Source organism: Streptacidiphilus fuscans (assembly GCF_015690355.1).
Taxonomy (GTDB): domain Bacteria; phylum Actinomycetota; class Actinomycetes; order Streptomycetales; family Streptomycetaceae; genus Streptacidiphilus; species Streptacidiphilus fuscans.
Genome location: NZ_JADPRT010000010.1, coordinates 340,763 through 358,823, shown reverse-complemented (window position 1 = coordinate 358,823; position 18,061 = coordinate 340,763). Strand labels below are relative to the sequence as shown.

Annotated in this window: 15 protein-coding genes and 2 rRNA genes; 13 read left to right on the top strand and 4 right to left on the bottom strand. The window is 72.0% G+C overall.

What is annotated here, in order from left to right:
- From I2501_RS24450 to I2501_RS24435, 4 genes are all read left to right on the top strand, one after another.
- A 23S ribosomal RNA gene (locus I2501_RS24450) occupies positions 1-1,520 on the top strand; the annotation flags it as partial.
- 83 nt (positions 1,521-1,603) lie between these two features.
- A 5S ribosomal RNA gene (gene rrf, locus I2501_RS24445) occupies positions 1,604-1,720 on the top strand.
- Between the two features lie 265 nt (positions 1,721-1,985).
- Positions 1,986-3,257 carry a hypothetical protein gene (locus tag I2501_RS40320; protein ID WP_196196358.1) on the top strand — a complete coding sequence of 424 codons (1,272 nt, stop codon included), beginning with the start codon at positions 1,986-1,988 and terminating at the stop codon, positions 3,255-3,257.
- On the top strand, positions 3,257-4,207 hold the full coding sequence (locus I2501_RS24435; RefSeq protein WP_236047134.1) for a hypothetical protein: 951 nt from the start codon (positions 3,257-3,259) through the stop codon (positions 4,205-4,207). The genes I2501_RS40320 and I2501_RS24435 overlap by 1 nt, the downstream gene beginning before the upstream one ends.
- A gap of 151 nt (positions 4,208-4,358) precedes the next feature.
- Here the strand turns inward: I2501_RS24435 and I2501_RS24430 are convergent, their stop codons facing one another.
- Complete coding sequence (locus I2501_RS24430) at positions 4,359-5,714, bottom strand: DUF1015 family protein (protein ID WP_196196305.1); 1,356 nt, start codon at positions 5,712-5,714, stop codon at positions 4,359-4,361.
- A 62-nt stretch (positions 5,715-5,776) separates the two neighbouring features.
- Here I2501_RS24430 and I2501_RS24425 point away from each other — a divergent pair, with 62 nt between their 5' ends.
- Entirely contained in the window at positions 5,777-6,283 is a 507-nt protein-coding gene (locus tag I2501_RS24425) for a tetratricopeptide repeat protein (protein WP_236047059.1), read from the top strand.
- An 87-nt stretch (positions 6,284-6,370) separates the two neighbouring features.
- The gene (locus I2501_RS24420) at positions 6,371-7,396 is read left to right on the top strand and encodes an HAD-IIA family hydrolase (RefSeq protein WP_196196304.1); all 1,026 of its coding nucleotides are present in this window, start codon (positions 6,371-6,373) and stop codon (positions 7,394-7,396) included.
- Between the two features lie 74 nt (positions 7,397-7,470).
- Here the strand turns inward: I2501_RS24420 and I2501_RS24415 are convergent, their stop codons facing one another.
- On the bottom strand, positions 7,471-7,818 hold the full coding sequence (locus I2501_RS24415) for an SCP2 sterol-binding domain-containing protein (RefSeq protein WP_196196303.1): 348 nt from the start codon (positions 7,816-7,818) through the stop codon (positions 7,471-7,473).
- Positions 7,819-7,984: 166 nt separating this feature from the next.
- Between I2501_RS24415 and I2501_RS24410 the strand changes: the two genes are divergently transcribed.
- From I2501_RS24410 to I2501_RS24380, 7 genes are all read left to right on the top strand, one after another.
- Positions 7,985-8,758: a hypothetical protein gene (locus I2501_RS24410; RefSeq protein WP_196196302.1), complete on the top strand. Its 774-nt coding sequence runs from the start codon at positions 7,985-7,987 to the stop codon at positions 8,756-8,758.
- On the top strand, positions 8,751-8,999 hold the full coding sequence (locus I2501_RS24405) for a hypothetical protein (protein ID WP_196196301.1): 249 nt from the start codon (positions 8,751-8,753) through the stop codon (positions 8,997-8,999). Before I2501_RS24410 ends, I2501_RS24405 begins: the two co-directional genes overlap by 8 nt.
- Before the next feature lie 60 nt (positions 9,000-9,059).
- The gene (locus I2501_RS24400; RefSeq protein WP_196196355.1) at positions 9,060-9,866 is read left to right on the top strand and encodes a TlyA family RNA methyltransferase; all 807 of its coding nucleotides are present in this window, start codon (positions 9,060-9,062) and stop codon (positions 9,864-9,866) included.
- A 244-nt stretch (positions 9,867-10,110) separates the two neighbouring features.
- Positions 10,111-11,115, top strand: a complete 1,005-nt coding sequence (locus I2501_RS24395; RefSeq protein ID WP_196196300.1) for an NAD kinase — start codon at positions 10,111-10,113, stop codon at positions 11,113-11,115.
- Between the two features lie 104 nt (positions 11,116-11,219).
- Positions 11,220-12,926 (top strand): DNA repair protein RecN, encoded by a 1,707-nt coding sequence (gene recN / locus I2501_RS24390; RefSeq protein ID WP_196196354.1) that lies wholly within the window; start codon positions 11,220-11,222, stop codon positions 12,924-12,926.
- 122 nt (positions 12,927-13,048) lie between these two features.
- Positions 13,049-14,284: a glycosyltransferase family 4 protein gene (locus tag I2501_RS24385; RefSeq protein WP_196196299.1), complete on the top strand. Its 1,236-nt coding sequence runs from the start codon at positions 13,049-13,051 to the stop codon at positions 14,282-14,284.
- A gap of 98 nt (positions 14,285-14,382) precedes the next feature.
- Complete coding sequence (locus I2501_RS24380) at positions 14,383-14,796, top strand: VOC family protein (RefSeq protein WP_196196298.1); 414 nt, start codon at positions 14,383-14,385, stop codon at positions 14,794-14,796.
- A 21-nt stretch (positions 14,797-14,817) separates the two neighbouring features.
- On the opposite strand, the gene I2501_RS24375 is transcribed toward I2501_RS24380, so the two are convergent.
- Together I2501_RS24375 and I2501_RS24370 are read right to left on the bottom strand one after the other, a co-directional pair.
- Positions 14,818-15,441, bottom strand: a complete 624-nt coding sequence (locus tag I2501_RS24375; protein WP_215909964.1) for an HAD-IA family hydrolase — start codon at positions 15,439-15,441, stop codon at positions 14,818-14,820.
- Between the two features lie 185 nt (positions 15,442-15,626).
- Positions 15,627-17,615: a glycoside hydrolase family 15 protein gene (locus I2501_RS24370; RefSeq protein ID WP_408022773.1), complete on the bottom strand. Its 1,989-nt coding sequence runs from the start codon at positions 17,613-17,615 to the stop codon at positions 15,627-15,629.
- Positions 17,616-18,061 lie beyond the last annotated feature (446 nt).

Genomic DNA, 18,061 nt, shown 5'->3' with positions numbered 1-18,061 from the left:
GAGCCGCCGATCCAACAGGGTAGTAGCTGAGCGATGGGGTGACGCAGGAAGGTAGTCCAGCCCGGGCGGTGGTTGTCCCGGGGTAAGGGTGTAGGACGCAGGGTAGGCAAATCCGCCCTGCATATAGTCTGAGACCTGATGCCGAGCCGATTGTGGTGAAGTGGATGATCCTATGCTGTCGAGAAAAGCCTCTAGCGAGTTTCATGGCGGCCCGTACCCTAAACCGACTCAGGTGGTCTGGTAGAGAATACCGAGGCGTTCGGGTGAACTATGGTTAAGGAACTCGGCAAAATGCCCCCGTAACTTCGGGAGAAGGGGGGCCACCGTTGGTGATGGCACTTGCTGCCTGAGCTGGTGGTGGCCGCAGAGACCAGCGAGAAGCGACTGTTTACTAAAAACACAGGTCCGTGCGAAGCCGTAAGGCGATGTATACGGACTGACGCCTGCCCGGTGCTGGAACGTTAAGGGGACCGGTTAGTCCACGTTCGCGTGGGCGAAGCTGAGAACTTAAGCGCCAGTAAACGGCGGTGGTAACTATAACCATCCTAAGGTAGCGAAATTCCTTGTCGGGTAAGTTCCGACCTGCACGAATGGCGTAACGACTTCTCGACTGTCTCAACCATAGGCCCGGTGAAATTGCATTACGAGTAAAGATGCTCGTTTCGCGCAGCAGGACGGAAAGACCCCGGGACCTTTACTATAGCTTGATATTGGTGTTCGGTTCGGCTTGTGTAGGATAGGTGGGAGCCTTTGAAGCATCAACGCCAGTTGGTGTGGAGGCGTCGTTGAAATACCACTCTGGTCGTGCTGGATGTCTAACCTGGGTCCGTGATCCGGATCAGGGACAGTGTCTGGTGGGTAGTTTAACTGGGGCGGTTGCCTCCTAAAATGTAACGGAGGCGCCCAAAGGTTCCCTCAGCCTGGTTGGCAATCAGGTGTTGAGTGTAAGTGCACAAGGGAGCTTGACTGTGAGACCGACGGGTCGAGCAGGTGCGAAAGCAGGGACTAGTGATCCGGCGGTGGCTTGTGGAAGCGCCGTCGCTCAACGGATAAAAGGTACCCCGGGGATAACAGGCTGATCTTCCCCAAGAGTCCATATCGACGGGATGGTTTGGCACCTCGATGTCGGCTCGTCGCATCCTGGGGCTGGAGTAGGTCCCAAGGGTTGGGCTGTTCGCCCATTAAAGCGGTACGCGAGCTGGGTTTAGAACGTCGTGAGACAGTTCGGTCCCTATCCGCTGCGCGCGTAGGAGTCTTGAGAAGGGCTGTCCCTAGTACGAGAGGACCGGGACGGACGAACCTCTGGTGTGCCAGTTGTCCTGCCAAGGGCATGGCTGGTTGGCTACGTTCGGGAGGGATAACCGCTGAAAGCATCTAAGCGGGAAGCCTGCTTCGAGATGAGGACTCCCACCCACTTGATGGGGTAAGGCTCCCAGTAGACGACTGGGTTGATAGGCCGGATGTGGAAGCCCTGTGAGGGGTGGAGCTGACCGGTACTAATAGGCCGAGGGCTTGTCCATAGTTGCTACGCGTCCACTGTGCTGTTCTGAGACAGCGACCTTTCTGCCCCCGCTCGGGGGCGGGGTTGACAGTTTCATCGTGTTTCGGTGGTCATAGCGTGAGGGAAACGCCCGGTTACATTCCGAACCCGGAAGCTAAGCCTCACAGCGCCGATGGTACTGCAGGGGGGACCCTGTGGGAGAGTAGGACGCCGCCGAACAATCTTTCAGAGCCGAGGCCCCAGTGATGTGCTGGGGCCTCGGCTTTTTTGCGTGTCTTTGCTCCCGTGAGCGGCTGCTTGCTGAGTGCGGGAGAATGAGTGACGGCGTGGGTCGCCCGGCCGAGCGTCGGGCGCGTGCCGTAGAGAAGCAGAGAAGTCCAGACAGGAGTCACCCCAATGGCATACCCCCCCAACGGACGACCGGAGCGCCGGTCGGGCGATGGACCGCAGGGCGCAGGTGGCGAGGGCCGGCGCGACTCCCGGGGTGGTGGCTTCCGTCGGGACGACCGTCCGGGCCCGAGCCGCGACCGTGACGACCGTCCGCGCGGCGGGTACGGCCGGGACCGCGACGACCGCGGCGGCCGTGACGACCGGGGTGGCCGTCCCTCGTACGGCGACCGTGACCGTGGTCCCCGCCGCGACGACCGTGGCGACCGCCCGTCCTACGGCGACCGTCCGCGTCCCTCCTATGGTGACCGAGACCGTGGCCCGCGTCGTGACGACCGCGGTGACCGGAACGAGCGTCCGTCGTACGGCGACCGTGGCCCGCGTCGGGATGACCGTGGCGGCCGTGACGACCGTCCGTCGTACGGTGGCGGCGAGCGTCGCTCCTTCGGTGGCGACCGTGACCGTGGTCCCCGTCGTGACGACCGCGGTGAGCGTCCGTCCTACGGCGGTGGTGGCGAGCGCCGTTCCTTCGGTGGCGACCGTGACCGTGGCCCGCGTCGGGACGACCGTGGCGACCGCCCGTCCTACGGCGACCGTGGCCCCCGCCGGGACGACCGTCCCTCTTACGGCGACCGCGATCGTGGCTCCTACGGTGACCGTGGCCCGCGCCGTGACGACCGTGGCGGCCGCGAGGACCGCCCGTCCTACGGCGACCGTCCCCGTCCGTCGTACGGCGACCGCGACCGTGGCCCGCGTCGCGACGACCGTGGCGAGCGTCCCTCGTACGGCGACCGTGACCGTGGTCCCCGCCGGGACGACCGTGGTGACCGCCCGTCCTTCGGTGGCGGCGACCGTGGCCCGCGTCGCGACGACCGTGGCGAGCGTCCCTCGTACGGCGACCGTCCGCGTCCCTCCTACGGTGACCGTGACCGTGGTCCCCGCCGTGACGACCGTGGCGACCGTCCCTCCTACGGTGGTGGCGAGCGCCGTTCCTTCGGTGACCGCGACCGTGGCGACCGTCCCTCCTACGGTGACCGCGACCGTGGCCCGCGTCGTGACGACCGTGGCGACCGTGGCGACCGCCCGTCCTACGGTGACCGTCCGCGTCCCTCGTACGGCGATCGTGACCGTGGTCCCCGCCGTGACGACCGCGGTGACCGCCCGTCGTACGGTGGCGGCGAGCGCCGTTCCTACGGTGACCGCGACCGTGGCGACCGCCCCTCCTACGGCGACCGTGGCCCGCGCCGCGACGACCGTGGCGGCTACGGCGAGCGCCGTGGTGGGGACCGGGGCGAGCCGACGCGTCGGCTGCCGATCGACGAGGACGTCACCGGCCTGGAGGTCGACGGCGATGTCCGTCAGGAGCTGATGAGTCTCCCCAAGACGCTGGCCGACGACGTCGCCAAGAACCTGGTGATGGTCGCCCGTCTGCTCGACTCCGAGCCGGAGCAGGCCTACGCCTACTCGCGGGTGGCCCTGCGCCTCGCGTCGCGCGTCGCCGCCGTCCGTGAGGCGGCCGGGTTCGCGTCCTACGTGACCGAGCGGTACTCCGAGGCGCTGACCGAGTTCCGCGCCGCGCGCCGGATGACCGGTTCGGCCGACCTGTGGCCGGTGATGGCGGACTGCGAGCGCGGTCTGGGCCGTCCGGAGCGTGCGCTGGAGATGGCCGGCGCACCCGAGGTCAAGCAGCTGGACAAGGCCGGCCAGGTCGAGATGCGCCTGGTCGCGGCCGGTGCGCGGGCCGACATGGGTCAGCATGAGGCCGCTGTGGTGACCCTGGAGTCGCCCGAGCTGGCGTCGAACTCGGTGCAGCCGTGGACCGCCCGTCTGCGCTACGCCTACGCGGACGCGCTGCTGGCCGTCGACCGCGAGACGGAGGCCCGCGACTGGTTCGCCAAGGCTGTCGAGGCGGACCAGAACGGCATGACGGACGCCGCCGAGCGTCTGGCCAAGATGGACGGCATCGAGTTCATCGACGCGCTCGAGGACGAGGCCGGGGACGACGAGGCCCTCGCGGACGCGATGGCGGAGGACGCCGACGAGGCGGCCGACCGTTCCGACGACGACGATGACGATGACGACATCACCGGCGACCTGGGCCCGTCGGACGTGGAGGCCGTGGAGGCCGTGGAGGCTGCGGACGCGGCCGAGGACGACGCTGCCGACGAGCAGAAGACCGAGATCCTCGAGATCGGCAACGCGGTGGACGCCGACGAGGTCGCCGCCGAGGGCGAGGGCATGTTCGCGGAGGGGTCCGGCGAGGACTACTACGAGGACGACGACGAAGAGGACGACGAGGAGGGCTACGGCCGTCGGTGATCGGCAGCCGTACCTGACCACCCGTCAGTAAGCGCTACAGCAGAAGGGCCTGACCGGAGCATCTCCGGTCAGGCCCTTCTTGCGTTCACCGGTCGTGTCCGACGCGAGGTCAGCCCGATCAGCCGGTCAGCCGGTCCGCCCGATCCGCCGGTCAGCCCAGCGGGAGGCTGCGCAGCACCAGGCCCGTGGCCGGCTTGGGGCCGAACGACGTGGACTTGCGCGGCATGGTGACGCCCTGCTCGGCGAGTCGGCGCACGACGCCCTCCTCGACCGGGTGCAGCAGCACGGCCGTGCCGCCGAGCCGGGCCGCCTCGCGGACGGCGGCGTCGGTGTCGTGGAGGTAGGCGATGTGCTCGGGGTCGTCCGGCACCTGCCAGACGCGCTCCAGCAGCACCGAGTGGAGCACCGTCGCGTCCAGGCGCCGGTACTCCTCCGGGAGGCTGCGCGGGACCGCCGCGTCCAGGGCGGCCTCGTCCGGGCCGGTGAGCAGGTGGTGGCGGCCGTCGCCGGTCAGCAGGAACGCGCCGGAGGTGCCCGACTGCGCCGCGTCGGCCAACGCCTTCAGCGCGGGCTCGCGTGCGTCGCCGAGGTCGACCAGCGACCAGGCGTCGCCGCCGACCGCCCGCAGTCGGGCCAGTGCGTCACGCAGCGGCAGTCGCTGCAGCACCCGGTGGATGGCGCGGACCCGCAGCGGGTATTCGGCCGTGTCGACCAGCAGCACCATGCCCCGGTCCCACGGGCTGCGGGCGAGGTGGCGGTGTTCCCGCTGGAGCCGCAGGTACATCGCCCAGCGGTGGTGGCCGTCGGCGATCAGCGCCCGGCAGGTCGCCAGGTCCGCCGCGACGGCCGCCAGCTCGGCCGGGTCGGTGATCGCCCAGAGGCGGTGCCGGGTGCCGTCGCTGGTGACGGTCTCGATCAGCGGCTCGCGGGCCGCGGCCTGCTCCACCACGCTCGCCGCGCGGCCGTCACCTCGGTAGGTGAGCAGCAGCGGCTCCAGGTTGGCCTTGGTGGTGCGCATCAGGCCGACCCGGTCGGCGACGGGGCGCGGCATGACGTCCTCGTGCGGCAGCACCATGCCCGCCTTGGGCTCGCTGACGGCCAGCGCGCCGATCAGTCCGCGCTGCAGCAGGCCGCCGTCCTCGGCGTCGGTGTGCTGCTCGTAGACGTAGAGCGCGGGCTCGGGGTCGGCGGCGAGGATGCCGCCGCGCTGCCACTCGCCGAGCAGCCGGGCCGCGTGACGGTAGCCGTCCTCCGCCGTGGGCTCGGGGCGGGGGAGGATCAGGCGGACCACGTTGTGCGGGTCGCTGTCCTCCAGGCGCACCCGGTCGTCGGGGTCGACGACGTCGTAGGGCGGCGAGGTGACCGCGGCCAGCGAGCTGACCCTCGTAGGGTCGTAGCGCAATCCGCGGAAGGGCGCGAGGGAGAGGCCGCAGGCGGCCACCCGTCCGGCGTCGCCGTAACGGGACTCGCTGGGGTCGTCGGCACTGACAGCTCTCACTCTGGGCATGTTAATCGGATGTGTGGGGTTGTTGATCGCCGGTTGCTTCGGCGATGTGACTGAAGTCCGCGATGAGCCTGCGACGAGACAAGGTCTGCGGAGCGGCGGAGAAGACGGGAGGCTGGGGCGGTATGAACAACGACGGGCGGCCGGGCGGCGAGGTGTACGACTGGTTCCGGCGGGGGAGCGCCATGCTGGCGCAGGGCAATGCGGGAGCGGCGGTGCAGCTGCTCAGCCATGCGTTGGAGGCGGAGCCCGGTTCGCGGGCGATCCGGGAGGCGCTGGCCCGGGCCCAGTTCGAGGCGCGTGCGTACCAGGCGGCGCTGGAGAACTTCCGCGCGGTGGCGCTGGCGGACCCGTCCGACGACTACGCCCAGTTCGGGTGGGGGTTGGCGGCGGCACGGCTGGGGGACTTCGAGAGCTCGGCCGAGCACCTCGCGCTGGCCGTGGCGATGCGTCCGCAGGCCAAGCACTACCGGGCCGCGCTGCGCCAGACCCGGGCCACACTCAAGGCACGGGCCGGGGGTTTCGGTACGGTCGGAGGTGCACCGCAAGCCGACGCCGAGCCCGAGCGCTGATTCGGAGCGCTGAATTCGGAGCGCCGGGCCCGAGCGCCGGACGCCGACCACCGTCCCGTTTACCCCACCCCCAGGGAGACTCCCGCGATGTCCGCCGCGCACCAGACTCGACCGTCGACCCTCCACCAGGCGTACGACACCGCGCTGTTGGACCTGGACGGGGTCGTCTACGCGGGGCCTGCCGCCGTACCGCACGCGGTGGAGTCGCTGGACGCGGCCCGTGCCGCGGGCATGCACCTCGCGTACGTCACCAACAACGCCTCGCGCACGCCGGAGGCGGTCGCCGCCCACCTGACCGAGCTCGGCGTCCCGGCGGAGCCGGGAGACGTGATCACCTCGGCCCAGGCGGCGGCCCGGCTGGTCGCGGAGAAGGTCCCGGCGGGATCGGCCGTGCTGGTTGTCGGCGGCGAGGGGCTGCGCGTGGCGGTGCGCGAGCGCGGGCTGGTGCCGGTCGCCTCGCTGGACGAGAACCCGGCCGCGGTGGTGCAGGGCTACGACCCGACGGTGGGCTGGCCGCAGCTCGCCGAGGCCGCCTACGCGGTCCAGCGCGGCCTGCCGTGGGTCGCCTCGAACACGGACCTGACCATCCCGACCGCACGTGGCACGGCGCCCGGCAACGGCACGCTGGTCGCGGCGGTGCGGGCGGCGGTGGGCGTGGACCCGGAGGTCGCCGGCAAGCCGTTGCCGCCGATGCACCGGGAGACCGTCATCCGGACCGGCGCGAAGCACCCGCTCGTCGTCGGCGACCGGCTGGACACGGACATCGAGGGCGCGTTCAACGGCGGCGTCGACAGCCTGCTGGTCTTCACCGGCGTGACCCGACCGGAGCAACTGCCCGAGGCGGAGCCGAAGCAGCGCCCCACCTACCTGGCGGCGGACCTGCGCGGGCTGCTCGCGGTCCCGGCGGAGGTCACCTCGAAGGGTGACGGCGCGTACGCGTGCGGCGGCTGGACGGTCGCCCCGCGCGAGGACGGGCGACTCGGCTTCGGCGACGAGCGCGGCACCGACCCCTACGCGGGCCTGCGGGCCCTCTGCGCCGCGACCTGGGCGGCGGCGGACGCCGGACGTCCGGTGCCGGAGTGGCGGAAGGCGCTGGCCGAGCTCGGGCTCTGAGAGCAGAACGTCCCAGCTCAGGGCCTGTCCCCGCTCAGGGCCTGTCCCAGCTCAGGCCGGAACAGGTCGGAGCATCAGAGCAGCGAGCGCAGCTTGAGCAGGTCGAGGATGCTCGCGTCCAGCTTGAGGCGTCCCGAACCCCACGCCTTGGCGAAGTTCAGCTGACCGGCCACCAGGGAGACCAGGTCGTCGCCCTTCATGGCCAGCCGGATCTGCGCCTTGGCGGCGGGCTTGCCGGGGGCCTCGACGAGATCCTGGATCCGGCCGCCGCGCAGCTGCCCGCTGAACGTCAGGTCCAGGTCGGAGATCCAGCAGCTGAGGGACCGGTCGAGCTGGGCGGCGGCCTTGGCGTTGCCGGTGGCCTTGCCGAGGTTCTCGCTGAAGGTGGTCAGTGCCTCACGGCATTCGAGTGCGGTGGCCATCCCGGCGCTGCTCCTTGCTCGTCCCTGTTACGACCGACCGTATCGCAGCACCGCACCCGCGCCGCGTCCGTGGAGGGCCGACGCGGTGGGCACGAAGACGGTAGCGTCGGTTCCGAGGCGCGACGAGGGCTTGGAGGGACGTGTGGACGAGGGCGGGATGCGTGCGATGGTTCGCGACTACGTGAAGATCGCCACCGAGGTCGCGACGGGGGTGGCCGGGGAGCTGCGCTCCAAGGTGCCGCAGCCGGTCCGCGAGCTCGCCGACGAGGTCGTCGGCCGGGCGCTCGCGGAGAGCGAGAAGGTGTGGCACCGGCTGAGCGACGGCGTGGTCCAGGCGGGCGTGGTGCTGGAGTTCCTGGAGCACCAGCTGCGCCAGTTCCAGGGCGAGGCCACGTCCACCGCCGAGGCGACCGCGGAGGCGGACGCGGATGGGGGCCTGGGCGCGGACTTCGGGACGACGCCGGAACCGGCCGCGGAGAACGCCCCGGAGGACACCGTGCCGAACGGCAGGGAGGTCCACCCGCCCACGGGCACCACCCGCCCCCGGCCGGTCCGCGTTCCGGTCGACGAGCCGACCGCCGAGGACGCCGCCGCAGCCGAGGCGGCCAAGGCCCGCCGCGCCGCAGCCGTGCCCGGGATGCGGCCGCGCGCCGCGAAGCAGTCGGGGCCGGAAGCGGAGTCGGCTGCCCCGGCGAAGAAGACGGCGAAGAGGGCCCCGGCCAAGAAGACGGCCGCCAAGAAGGACGCCACGGCTAAAAAGGCCCCCGCGAAGCAGGCCGCCGCGAAGAAGACGGCCGCCAAGAAGACAGCGGCGAAGAAGACCGCTGCCTCGACCGCGAAGAAGACGGCCGCAACGAAGACCACCGCGGCCAAGAAGACCCCCGCGAAGAAGGCCACGCCGCGCACGGCAGCCCCGAAGCGTGAGAACCCGGATGACTGAGCCCCCCGCGAGCGCCGATCACGCGACCGACGACCCGCCTCCCGCCCCGCTCCCGCCCGTCGTGGAGACCGGGCACGCCGCCGTCGACGGCGCGCTCGCGCGGCTCGCCGCGATCGGTGACGTGCCCGCGGAGGCGCGGGCGGGGGTGTACGGGGAGGTGCACGACCTGCTGCGGGATACGCTCGCTGGGTTGGAGGAACGGCCGGGCCAGGCGCCCACGCCGTTGAACGCACTGGGTTGAACCGCAGTGGGTTCGAGCCGGGTTGAACCGCATCGGGCAGGAGCTGAACCGTACGTGGCAGTGGCACGACGCCGTCTGGACGCCGAGTTGGTCCGTCGCAAGCTGGCGCGGTCGCGTGAGCATGCGAGCGAGCTGATCGCCGCTGGGCGCGTGACCGTCGGGGGGACGGTGGCGACCAAGTCCGCGACCCAGGTGGAGACCTCCGCCGCCGTGGTCGTGGCCAAGGACGAGAACGACCCGGACTACGTCTCGCGCGGCGGGCACAAGCTGGCCGGCGCGCTGGCCGCCTTCACCCCGCAGGGGCTGGCCGTCGAGGGCCGCCGCTGTCTGGACGCGGGCGCGTCCACCGGCGGGTTCACAGACGTGCTGCTGCGCGCGGGCGTGCGTCAGGTGCTGGCCGTGGACGTCGGCTACGGGCAGCTGGCCTGGTCGCTGCAGAGCGACGACCGGGTGGTGGTGATGGACCGCACCAACGTGCGTGAGCTCACCCTCGACCAGATCGGCGCGGAGCCGGTCGACCTGGTCGTCAGCGACCTGTCCTTCATTCCGCTCGGGCTGGTGCTGCCCGCGCTGGTGGCCGTGACCGCGCCCGAGGGCGACCTGGTGTTGATGGTGAAGCCGCAGTTCGAGGTCGGCAAGGAGCGGCTGGGCAGCGGCGGTGTCGTCCGCAGCCCGCAGCTGCGCCAGGAGATGATCGAGAAGGTCGCCGCGCAGGGCGCCGAACTGGGGCTGGGCGTGCGGGCGGTGACCGCGAGCCCGTTGCCGGGGCCGTCGGGCAATGTCGAGTACTTCCTCTGGTTCCGCCGCGACGCCGAGCCGCTCGACCCGGCGGACGCCGCCCGCGCCGTCGCCGAGGGGCCCAAGTAGCGGGAGGGGCCCAAGTAGCACGGGGGGCTCAGCCAGCACGAGTGGCCGAGCAGCAGTCGCCGGGAGCCTCCGTAGCAACAGCGTCAGACCTGCGGTAATCCCCGGGGTGGATGCCGTTCGAACGGGTAGGGTCGAGGAGCGTCCCCGACAGCCGTCACCCCTGACGGCGGCACCTGGGGACAACAGCCACTGGGGGAGACGCCGTCCGGTCGAGGACGTCCGGGCGGCGGTGTTGGAGGAGCCCATGACTGACCGCCTGCCCGACGAGCGTCCGCACGACGAGCGCTTGCTCGGCGCACGCGTGCCCGCCGAGCGTCTGCACGCTGAGGGCCCGTACGCCGAGCGCCTGCCCGGGGACCGGACGGTCTTCCTGCTCGCGCACACCGGCCGCGAGGCCGCGCTGCAGAGCGTCGAGTGCCTGGTCGAGGGGTTGCTCAAGGAGGGCGTCAAGATCCGGGTGCTCGCGGCCGAGGCCCCGGACATGGGGTTCCCCGAGGGCGTCGAGGCGGTGCCGACCGGGCCCGCCGCGGGCGAGGGCTGCGAGCTGATCCTGGTGCTCGGCGGCGACGGGACGCTGCTGCGCGGGGCGGAGCTGGCCCGCGAGTTCGGGGTGCCGATGCTCGGGGTGAACCTGGGCCGGGTCGGCTTCCTGGCCGAGGCCGAGCGGGACGACCTGCAGAAGGTCGTCGCGCGGGTGGTCGCCAGGGACTACGAGGTCGAGGAGCGGATGACGATCGACGTGGTGGTCCGCGAGGACGGCCATGTCGTGCACACCGACTGGGCGCTCAACGAGGCCTCGGTCGAGAAGGCCTCCCGGGAGCGGATGATCGAGGTCGTCACCGGCGTCGACGGGCGTCCGGTGTCGTCGTTCGGCTGCGACGGCGTGGTCTGCGCGACGCCGACCGGGTCGACGGCCTACGCCTTCTCCGCGGGCGGGCCGGTGGTCTGGCCGGAGGTGGAGGCGCTGCTGATGGTGCCGATCAGCGCGCACGCGCTCTTCGCCCGGCCGCTGGTGACCTCGCCGCACTCGGTGCTCGAGGTGCAGGTGCAGCCGCGGACGTCGAACGGCGTGCTCTGGTGCGACGGCCGCCGCACCTTCGAACTCCCGCCGGGCGCGCGGGTGGAGGTTCGCAAGGGCCACAACCCGGTGCTGCTTGCCCGCCTCCACCGGGCGCCGTTCTCCAAGCGGCTGGTGCACAAGTTCCAGCTCCCGGTGACGGGTTGGCGCGGAACCGGGGACGAAGCCTAGGCCCGGTACGGGCAGTCGTACCCGTGCGCGAACGACCCCACCGAGGGGTGGCTCGTCGCGGGAAGGGGCCCGAACTGCGTATCGTCAGGGTCGTGCTGGAGGAGATGCGGATACGAGCCCTGGGCGTGATCGACGATGCGGTCGTCGAACTGGCGCCGGGTTTCAACGTCGTCACCGGTGAGACCGGGGCGGGTAAGACCATGGTGGTGACCAGCCTCGGCCTGCTTCTCGGAGGCCGCGCGGACGCCGCCCTGGTACGCAACGGTGCGGAGCGGGCCGTGGTCGAGGGGCGGGTCGAACTGGCGGCCGATTCCCCGGCCGCCGAGCGGGCGTTGGAGGCCGGTGCGGAGCTGGACGACGGAGCGCTGCTGCTGAGCCGTACCGTCTCGGCGGAGGGCCGCTCGCGGGCGCATGTGGGCGGGCGCACGGTCCCGGTCAGCCTGCTGCAGACGCTCGGCGAGGACCTGATCGCGGTGCACGGCCAGTCCGACCAGCAGCGGCTGCTGCAGCCGGCGCGGCAGCGCGGCGCGTTGGACCGGTACGCGGGCGCCTCGGTCGCCGAGCCGCTGGTGGCCTACCAGACGGCCTACCGCCGTCTGCGCGAGGTCGCCACGACCCTGGACGAGATCACCACCCGGGCCCGCGAACGTGCCCAGGAGGCGGACCTGCTCCGCTTCGGCCTGGACGAGATCGCCGCGGCGGAGCCGCGCGAGCAGGAGGACGTCGAGCTCGCCGCCGAGTCGGAGCGCCTCGGCCACGCCGACGCGCTCTCCACCGCCGCCACGCTCGCCCACGGCGCGCTGGCCGGTGACCCGGCCGACCCGGACGTCGTCGACACGAGCCTGCTGGTCGCCCAGGCCAAGCGGGCGCTGGACGCGGTCCGCTCCCACGACGAGCGGCTCGGCGCGCTGGCCGACCGCGTCGGCGAGGTCTCCTACCTGCTCTCCGACATCGCCCAGGAGCTGGCCGGCTACGCCGAGGACCTGGACGCGGACCCGGTCCGGCTGGCCGCCGTCGAGGAGCGGCGCGCGGTGCTGGCGCACCTGGTGCGCAAGTACGGCACCCCCGACGGCGGGCTGGCCGAGGTGCTGGCCTGGAACGAGCGGTCGGGCCGCCGCCTGGCCGAGCTGGACGGCGACGACGAGCGGGTCGAGGGGCTCCAGGCGGAGCACGAGTCGCTTTCGCAGACCGTCTCCGAGCTCGCCGAGCAGCTGAGCGCCGCCCGGCACGCTGCCGCGGAGACCTTCGCCAAGGCGGTCACCGCCGAGCTGACCGAGCTGGCCATGCCGCACGCGCGGGTGAGCTTCGGGATCACCCGTACGGCGGATTTTGGTCCCTACGGCGTGGACGAGGTCGAGGTGCTGTTGGCCCCGCACCCGGGCGCTCCGCCGCGTCCGATCGCCAAGGGCGCGTCGGGCGGTGAGCTCTCCCGGGTGATGCTCGCGGTCGAGGTGGTCTTCGCGGGCGCGGACCCGGTGCCGACCTACCTCTTCGACGAGGTCGACGCGGGCGTCGGTGGCAAGGCCGCGGTCGAGATCGGCCGCCGCCTGGCCAGGCTGGCCCGGACCTCGCAGGTCGTGGTGGTGACCCACCTCCCGCAGGTGGCCGCGTTCGCCGACCGCCACCTGGTGGTGGAGAAGACCGTCGACGGCCTGGTCACCCGCAGCGGCGTGAAGACCCTCACCGACGAGGAGCGGGTCCGCGAGCTCTCCCGGATGCTGGCCGGTCTGGAGGACTCCGAGCTGGGCCGCGCCCACGCGGAGGAGCTGCTGGCCGCCGCGCGCAACGGCACGGCGGGCCGCGAGGGGTGACCCCGCCCTGGGCAACTGCGGCCCGAACTGCCATGGTGATGCACCGGACGGCGGCCCATGTGGCGGATCATGGACATAACAGCCCCTGGACATAACAGCCCCCGCAGCAACCCCTGGCAGTGATGACTGAGTACCGACTGACCGACGGAAGAGAGACGGCGCGGATCGTGGAGCAGAGCACCCCAGCTGTGTCGAGCGAGGAGCTCAAGGCCGTGCTGGTGCTGGCCGGGACGACCGGCGGCATCGGAGCGCATGTGCGCTCGCTGGCCGAGGGCCTGAGCGCGCACGGGGTCGAGGTGACCGTGTGCGGGCCCGCGGAGACGGACAAGCTGTTCGGCTTCTCCGGGGCCGGAGCCCGCTTCCACGCCGTGGAGATCACACCGACGCCCGGTCCACGCACCGACAGCGCCGCCGTCGGCGAGCTGCGCAAGGCCTTCGCCCGCGCCTCGCTGGTGCACGCCCACGGCCTGCGTGCCGCGCTGCTGTCCGACCTGGCGCTGCGCACCGCCCGAGGCTGGGCCCGGGCGGAGACGCCGCTGGTGGTCACCTCCCACTCGGCCAACCTGGCGACCGGCGTGGAGCGGCGGCTGCTGCGGATGATGGAGCGCCGGGTGGCGCGCGCCGCCGACCTGATGCTGGGCGCCTCGTCCGACCTGGTCGCCCGCGCCCGTGACCTGGGTGCGACCGACGCGCGCCTCGGCCCGGTCGTCGCACCGCCGTTGGCCCCGGCCACCGCGAGCCGGGAGGAGACGCGGCGTCAACTCCTGGGCGGCAAGCCGGGAAAGGCCGCTGCCAAGCCGGGCAAGGACTACCGGGACCGCCCGATCGTGCTGGCGATCGGCCGCCTGACGCCGCAGAAGAACTTCCACCTGCTGCTGGACGCCGCCTCCGGCTGGCGCAGCGGGGACGAGTCGGCGCCGCAGCCGCTGGTGGTGATCGCGGGCGAGGGCGCCGACGGGCCCGCGCTCAAGGCGCGGATCAAGTCGGAGCGGCTCCCGGCCAAGCTGCTGGGCTTCCGCGCGGACGTGGCGGAGCTGCTGGCCGCGGCCGACGTCGTGGTGATCTCCTCGCGCTGGGAGGCGCGGCCGATGGTCGCCCAGGAGGCGCTGCGGGCGGGCGTCCCGGTGGTCACCACCGCGGTCGGCGGCCTGCCCGAGCTGGTCGGCGACGCGGCGGTGCTGGTTCCGCCGGGCGACGCGACGGCACTGGCGGCGGCGGTCTCCTCGCTGCTCGCCGACCCGGCCCGTCGCGCCGAGCTGGCCGAGGCCGGCCCGCAGCAGGCGGAGACCTGGCCGACCGAGGCGGACACGGTGGCCCAGGTGCTCAGCGTCTACGACGAGCTGACCACGGAAGGCTGACCACGGAAGGCTGAGCACCGAGAGCTGACCGCCCGGAGCCGGCCACGGAGAAGCCGGCCCGACAGGTGCCGAGCGGCCTCTGCTGCCATCGTGGAGCCATGGACTGGACTCTTGAGGTCGTCGTGCTCCCGGTCGCGGACGTCGACCGGGCCAAGGTCTTCTACAGCGAACAGGTCGGCTTCCACGTCGACGTCGACCGGCGGATGAGCCCGGCCATGCGGGTCGTCCAGCTCACCCCGCCCGGGTCCGGCTGCTCGGTCGTGGTCGGTGAGGGCCTGACCCGGTCCGAGCCGGGCAGCTACCAGGGCCTGCAGCTCTGCGTCACCGACATCGACGCGGCGCGGGCCCACCTGGTCGAGCGCGGCGTCGGCGCGAGCGAGGTGTTCCACTTCGGCGAGACCGGCCAGAACCCCGGCCACGGCGGCCCGTGGAACACCTTCCTGACGTTCAGCGACCCGGACGGCAACGGCTGGATCGTCCAGCAGGTGCCCAAGGACCGCACCGGGAGCTGAGGCGGCCCTTGGTACGCCTGCTCAGCCGGTGATCTTGAGGGTGACGACGCCGTCCGGGCCGGTCGTCACGGAGACCTGCTCCAGCGAGTCCACCGAGACGGTCGCGCCGTAGCCGGCGGTCGCCGCGCCGATGCCGACGACGCGCATGCCCGCAGCCAGTCCGGCCGCGACGCCCGCCTCGGAGTCCTCGAAGACCACGCAGTCCTCGGGGGAGAAGCCGAGCTGCGCCGCGCCCTTGAGGAAGCCCTCCGGGTCCGGCTTGCTGGCGCTGACGTCCTCGGCGGTGACGCGGGTCCGCGGCATGGGAAGGCCCGCCGCGTGCATCCGCGCGTCGGAGAGGGCGACGTCCGCCGAGGTGACCAGGGCGTGCGGGACCGCTCCGGCCGTCAGCGCGGCGAGGAATGCGGGTGCGCCCGGTATCGGGACGATGCCGTCGACGTCGGCGGTCTCCGCGGCGAGCATCCAGGCGTTGTCGGCGTGGTTCTCCGCCGTCGGCCGGTCCGGCAGCAGGATGGCCATGCTCAGGTGGCCCTGACGCCCGTGGACGACGGCCTCGACCCGCTCCATCGGGATGCCGTGCTCGGCGGCCCAGCGTCCCCAGACGCGCATCACCACGGCCCCGGAGTCGACCAGGGTGCCGTCCATGTCCAGCAGCAGTGCACGGGCGGTCAGGTCCACGGGAGGCTCCCTGGTGAGGTGGGGCGGCAGGTTTTGTTCCTCCAGTGTACAAAAGGAGGTCGCCGCCCCTGCTCGCCCCTACCCGCCTCACCCCGGCGGTTCTCCGGGGCCTACGGCACGGGCCAGCGCCACGGGCCCGTCTGACGAACGGCCTACAGCCCCGGCAGTCCGCCGCAGGCGGTCAGGCGCAGGGCGGTGTCGATCAGCGGGACATGGCTGAAGGCCTGCGGGAAGTTGCCGACCTGGCGCTGCAGCCGCGGGTCCCACTCCTCGGCCAGCAGGCCCACGTCATTGCGGATGGCGAGCAGCTTGTCGAACAGCTCTCTCGCCTCGCCGACCCGGCCGATCATCGCCAGGTCGTCGGCGAGCCAGAAGGAGCAGGCCAGGAAGGCGCCCTCGTCGCCGGGGAGGCCGTCCACGCCCTCCTCGCCGCCCGAGGTGGGGTAGCGCAGCACGAAGCCGTCGGGCGTCATCAGCTCGCGCTGGATGGCCTCGATGGTGCCGATCACGCGCTTGTCGTCCGGGGGCAGGAAGCCGACCTGTGGGATCAGCAGCAGGGAGGCGTCCAGCTCCTTGGAGCCGTAGGACTGGGTGAAGGTGTTGCGATCGGGGTCGTAGCCGTGCTCGCAGACATCCTCGTGGATCCTGTCGCGCAGCTCGCGCCAGCGCTCCAGTGGGCCCTCGTTCGGGGTCTGCTCGAACATGCGGATGGTGCGGTCGACCGCGACCCAGGCCATCACCTTGGAGTGGACGAAGTGGCGGCGCGGGCCGCGGACCTCCCAGATGCCCTCGTCCGGGTCGTTCCAATGCTGCTCCAGCCAGGAGATCAGGCGCAGTTGCAGCATGTGGGCGTGGTCGTTGCGGGCCAGGCCGGTCATGTGGGCCAGGTGCAGCGCCTCGACGACCTCGCCGTAGACGTCCAGCTGGAGCTGGTCGGCGGCGCCGTTGCCGATCCGGACCGGGACGGAGTTCTCGTAGCCGGGCAGCCAGTCCAGCGTCGTCTCGGACAGCTCGCGCTCGCCGGCGATGCCGTACATGATCTGCAGGTTCTCCGGGTCCCCGGCCACCGCGCGCAGCAGCCACTCGCGCCAGGCGCGGGCCTCGTCGCGGTAGCCGGTGCGCAGCAGCGAGGAGAGGGTGATCGTGGCGTCCCGCAGCCAGGTGAAGCGGTAGTCCCAGTTCCGGACCCCGCCGATGTCCTCCGGCAGGGAGGTGGTGGGCGCGGCGACGATGCCGCCGGTGGGCGCGTAGGTCAGCGCCTTGAGCGTGATCAGGGAGCGGACCACGGCCTCGCGGTAGGGGCCCTGGTAGGTGCACTGGGCGACCCAGTCGCGCCAGAACTCCTCCGTCGTCGCCAGCGCCTCCTCGGGGTCGGGCTGGTCGGGGGCGCCGAGGTGGGAGGGCTGCCAGGTCAGCGCGAACGCGATCCGGTCGCCCTCGGAGACGGTGAAGTCGGCGTAGGTGGTCAGGTTCCGGCCGTAGGTCTCGGCCTCGCCGTCCAGCCACACCGAGTCCGGCCCCGCCACCGCGACCGTCCGCGACTGCTCGCCGTCCTCGACCCGGTGCACCCAGGGGACGACCCGGCCGTAGGAGAACCGCATCCGCAGCGCCGAGCGCATCCGCGCCTGGCCGGAGACGCCCTCCACGATCCGGATCATCTGCGGCACCGCGCCCCGCTCGGGCAGGCCACGCGGCGGCATGAAGTCGATCACCCGCACCGTGCCGCCGGGCAGGTCCCACTCCTGCTCCAGCACCAGCGAGTCGCCCCGGTACCGGCGGCGCGCCGCGGGCGGAGCCGGAGCGGCGGCCGTCGGCGGCAGCACCCGGAACTCGCCGCTGTCTTCGAAGGGCACCGTCTCGAAGGGCGCAGCCTCGAAGGGCACCGTCTCGAAGGGCTCAGCCCCGAAGGGTGCGGTCGCGAACGACTCCGCCTCGACCGGCTGTTCCTCCTCCACGACCGGCACCGGCTCGGCCGGGCCGATGCGCCAGAAGCCGTGCTCGTCCGTGCCGAGCAGGCCCGCGAAGACGGCGGGCGAGTCGAAGCGGGGCAGGCAGAGCCAGTCGACCGCGCCGTCCCGGCTGACCAGGGCTGCGGTCTGCATGTCGCCGATGAGCGCATAGTCCTCGATGCGGGCGGCCACGTGGTTCTCCAGTTCGCGGTGCAGGGTGCAGGGTGCAAGACGGTGCAGGACTGAGTGCGGGGACTGAGTGTGGGGCTGTGGGGGTCGAGCCGGGGTGGAGCGGAGGGGGTGGGGCCGAGGGGAGTGGTGCTGAACGTCGCTGCGTCACAGAAGCCGTGTGCGGTACCGAGGTTGGAACACCGGTCCCGCCGTGCGGCGACGGGGTGCGGAGGGGGCTTCTGATGCGGACGGTGTCCGTGCAGAATACGACGGATCTTGGGTCGCTGTGGACACGATCCGGAACCGGCGTGCCGGTCCGCGCCCCGATCTTCCGCGCCACCTGCCGGTGATGTTCCGCGCCGCCTGCTGGTCTGCCGCGATAGCGGGGACCGGCGCGCCGGTTCCGGCCGGTCGGAACGCGGGCGGCTCGCGGCACTGATACCCTGGTATCCCGTGGATTGGTACTG

Coding starts and splice junctions, on each gene's coding strand:
- I2501_RS24435 (WP_236047134.1), top strand. CDS start 3,257: ATGAGTCTCCCCAAGACGCTGGCCGACGACGTCGCCAAGAACCTGGTG.
- I2501_RS24430 (WP_196196305.1), bottom strand. CDS start 5,714: ATGCCCAGAGTGAGAGCTGTCAGTGCCGACGACCCCAGCGAGTCCCGT.
- I2501_RS24425 (WP_236047059.1), top strand. CDS start 5,777: ATGAGCCTGCGACGAGACAAGGTCTGCGGAGCGGCGGAGAAGACGGGA.
- I2501_RS24420 (WP_196196304.1), top strand. CDS start 6,371: ATGTCCGCCGCGCACCAGACTCGACCGTCGACCCTCCACCAGGCGTAC.
- I2501_RS24415 (WP_196196303.1), bottom strand. CDS start 7,818: ATGGCCACCGCACTCGAATGCCGTGAGGCACTGACCACCTTCAGCGAG.
- I2501_RS24410 (WP_196196302.1), top strand. CDS start 7,985: ATGGTTCGCGACTACGTGAAGATCGCCACCGAGGTCGCGACGGGGGTG.
- I2501_RS24405 (WP_196196301.1), top strand. CDS start 8,751: ATGACTGAGCCCCCCGCGAGCGCCGATCACGCGACCGACGACCCGCCT.
- I2501_RS24395 (WP_196196300.1), top strand. CDS start 10,111: ATGACTGACCGCCTGCCCGACGAGCGTCCGCACGACGAGCGCTTGCTC.
- recN (WP_196196354.1), top strand. CDS start 11,220: ATGCGGATACGAGCCCTGGGCGTGATCGACGATGCGGTCGTCGAACTG.
- I2501_RS24385 (WP_196196299.1), top strand. CDS start 13,049: ATGACTGAGTACCGACTGACCGACGGAAGAGAGACGGCGCGGATCGTG.
- I2501_RS24380 (WP_196196298.1), top strand. CDS start 14,383: ATGGACTGGACTCTTGAGGTCGTCGTGCTCCCGGTCGCGGACGTCGAC.
- I2501_RS24375 (WP_215909964.1), bottom strand. CDS start 15,441: ATGGACGGCACCCTGGTCGACTCCGGGGCCGTGGTGATGCGCGTCTGG.